Raw genomic sequence first — 3091 nt, forward strand, 5'->3', positions numbered from 1 at the left:
CCAGATCAAGCGGGCCATCCCGTCGCTGGCGCTGATCCCGCTGCTCATCCTGTGGCTGGGCATCGGCGAGGGCATGAAGGTCACCACGATCACGCTCGGCGTCTTCGTGCCCGTCTACATCCACACGCACAACGGGCTGCGCGGCATCGACAGCAGGTACGTGGAGCTGGGCGAAAGCCTGCGGCTGCGCACCGGCACGTTCCTGCGCCGCATCGTGCTGCCCGGGGCGCTGCCGGGCTTCCTGCTCGGGCTGCGCTTCGCGGTCGTCAACGCGTGGCTGGCGCTGGTGGTCGTCGAGCAGATCAACTCCACGAGCGGGATCGGCTACATGATGGAGCTGGCCCGCGAGTACGGCCAGACCGACATCATCGTCGTCGGCCTGGTGCTCTACGGCATCCTCGGGCTGCTGTCCGACGGTGCCGTCCGGCTGGTGCAGAGGAGGGCCCTGGCATGGCGGCGCACGCTGGCGGACTGACGACGGACCCCGCGGTCGGGGTGGCGGGGCTGGCGCGGGGCTTCGGCGCCCGGACCGTACTCGACGGTCTGGACCTGCGGATCGGTCAGGGTGAGTTCGTCGCCCTGCTGGGCCGCAGCGGGTCCGGCAAGAGCACGCTGCTGCGCGCGCTGGCCGGGCTGGACCGCGACGTGACCGGCTCGGGCACCGTGCGGGTGCCGCGCAGCCTGTCCGTGGTCTTCCAGGACGCCCGGCTGCTGCCGTGGCAGCGCGTGCTCGCCAACGTCGTGCTCGGCCTGCGCGGCGCGGACGCCGGGCTGCGCGGCCGGGCGGCGCTGGCCGAGGTGGGCCTGGCGGGCCGCGAGCGGGCGTGGCCCAACGAGCTGTCCGGCGGCGAGCAGCAGCGGGTGGCGCTGGCCCGGTCGCTGGCCTCCGAGCCGCAGCTGCTGCTGGCCGACGAGCCCTTCGGGGCGCTCGACGCGCTCACCCGGATCAAGATGCACGGGCTGCTGCGCGAGCTGTGCGAGCGGCACCGGCCGGCCGTGCTGCTGGTCACGCACGACGTGGACGAGGCCGTCACGCTCGCGGACCGGGTGCTGGTCCTGGAGCACGGCCGGATCGCGATCGACCAGCGCATCGACCGGGGACAGCCGCCGCTCGGCTATCGCCGGTCGCTGCTGGCCTCGCTGGGAGTCGACGCATGAGCACCCTGCACCTCAACGCCTTCCTCATGGGCGTCGGCCACCACGAGGCGGCCTGGCGCCTGCCGGAGAGCGACCCCTTCGCCCACACCGACGTGGCGCACTATCAACGGCTGGCACGGATCGCCGAGCGCGGGAAGCTCGACTCGATCTTCCTGGCCGACAGCCCGGTGCTGGTCAACAACATCGGGCGGCGGCCGGCGGGCACGCTCGAGCCGACCGTGCTGCTGACGGCGATCGCCGGGGCGACCGAGCGGATCGGGCTGATCGCCACCGCGTCGACGACCTACAACGAGCCGTACAACCTGGCCCGGCGCTTCGCGTCGCTCGACCACGTCAGCGGCGGCCGGGCCGGCTGGAACATCGTCACGACCGCCGGGGTCGAGGCGGCCCGCAACTTCAACCTGACCGAGCTGCCGGCCCACAGCGACCGGTACGCCCGGGCCGCCGAGTTCGTCGACGTGTCGCTCAAGCTCTGGGACAGCTGGGACGAGCGCGCCCCGCTCGGCGACAAGGAGTCCGGGACCTGGGGCGACGAGAGCCTGCTGTACCCGCCGCGCCACGAGGGCAAGTACTTCCGGGTCGAGGGGCCGTTGACCGTCCCGCGCTCGCCGCAGGGCTATCCGCTGCTCGTGCAGGCCGGCTCCTCGCAGGACGGGCGCGAGCTGGCCGCGCGCTATGCCGAGGCGGTGTTCACGGCGCAGCAGACCCTGGCGGAGGCGCGGGAGTTCGCTCGCGACCTCAAGCGCCGGGCCGCCGCACTCGGCCGTGACCCGGACACCGTCAAGATCCTGCCCGGCATCGTGCCGGCCATCGGCGCCACCGAGGCGGAGGCGGCCGAGCTGGAGGAGGAGCTCGACCGCCTGATCAAGCCGGAGTACGCGCTGCGGCAGCTCGCCACCACGCTGAAGGTCGACCCCTCGGCGCTGCGGCTGGACCGCGAGCTGCCGGAGGACCTGCCGCCCGAGGACGAGATCGAGGGCGCCAAGAGCCGGTACACGCTGATCGTGACGCTGGCGCGGCGCGAGCGGCTGACCGTGCGGCAGCTCATCGGGCGGCTCGGCGGCGGGCGGGGGCATCGCACCTTCGCCGGCACGCCCGAGCAGGTGGCCGACGCCATCGAGGAGTGGCACCGGCAGGGCGCGGCCGACGGCTTCAACATCATGCCGCCGGTGCTGCCCTCCGGGCTGGAGGCCTTCGTCGACCACGTCGTGCCGATCCTCCAGCGGCGCGGATTGTTCCGCACGGAGTACACCGGCACGACGTTGCGGGACCACTACGGGCTGCCCCGGCTCAGCGCAGCAGGGGCAGCAGCTGGTCGCCCTGCCGCTTGATCTCCGGCAGGTACGGCGTGTCGGAGAGCACGAAGTGCGTGATCCCCAGATCGGCGTACTTCCGCAGGGAGCGGGCCACGTCCTCGGCCGAGCCGACCAGCCAGGTCGTGCCCGCTCCCCGGCCGCCGGCGCGCCCCGGCGCGGTGTAGAGGTTGTCGTCGAGCACGTCGCCGCGCCGGTTCAGCTCCAGGAGGCGCTGCTGGCCGACGGCGCGGAACGGGTTGTCGGCGCCGCCGGCCGCCCCGGCCACCTTGGCCTCGGCGTCGGCCCAGGCCTGCTCGGTGGTGTCCCGCACGAAGGTCGTGACCCGCAACCCGAACTCCAGCGGCGCATACTCACGGCCGAGCTCACGCGACAGCGCCCGCAGCCGTTCGATCCTTTCCCGTACGCCCGCCAGCGGCTCGCCCCAGAAGAGCTGCACGTCGGCCTCGGTCGCCGCCACCCGCTCGGCGGCCTCCGACGCCCCGCCGAAGTAGAGCCGCGGCGGCCGGACCGGCCGGGGGACCACCGTCGAGCCACGGACCCGGAAGTACCCGCCGTCGTAGCTGACGTTCTCCTGCGTCCACAGTCTCCTGGTGAGCTGCAGGAACTCCTTCGTCCGC

General features: G+C 73.3%; 4 protein-coding genes. 3 read left to right on the forward strand and 1 reads right to left on the reverse strand.

All coding sequences use genetic code 11. From position 1 onward, the window contains the following. The 3 genes from RBH18_RS43500 to RBH18_RS43510 form a co-directional block, all read left to right on the forward strand. On the forward strand, nucleotides 1-475 hold a 475-nt coding region (locus RBH18_RS43500; protein WP_306216378.1), incomplete at its 5' end, for an ABC transporter permease. Beyond that, nucleotides 451-1158 (forward strand): ABC transporter ATP-binding protein, encoded by a 708-nt coding sequence (locus tag RBH18_RS43505; protein ID WP_306216379.1) that lies wholly within the window; start codon nucleotides 451-453, stop codon nucleotides 1156-1158. The genes RBH18_RS43500 and RBH18_RS43505, both read left to right, overlap by 25 nt. Next, nucleotides 1155-2489 (forward strand): LLM class flavin-dependent oxidoreductase, encoded by a 1335-nt coding sequence (locus tag RBH18_RS43510; RefSeq protein WP_306216380.1) that lies wholly within the window; start codon nucleotides 1155-1157, stop codon nucleotides 2487-2489. The genes RBH18_RS43505 and RBH18_RS43510 overlap by 4 nt, the downstream gene beginning before the upstream one ends. Here RBH18_RS43510 and RBH18_RS43515 read toward each other — a convergent pair. After that, on the reverse strand, nucleotides 2449-3091 hold a 643-nt coding region (locus RBH18_RS43515; RefSeq protein WP_306216381.1), incomplete at its 5' end, for an LLM class flavin-dependent oxidoreductase. The genes RBH18_RS43510 and RBH18_RS43515 overlap by 41 nt on opposite strands.

The sequence above is a fragment of the Actinoplanes oryzae genome (assembly GCF_030757795.1).
Lineage (GTDB): Bacteria > Actinomycetota > Actinomycetes > Mycobacteriales > Micromonosporaceae > Actinoplanes.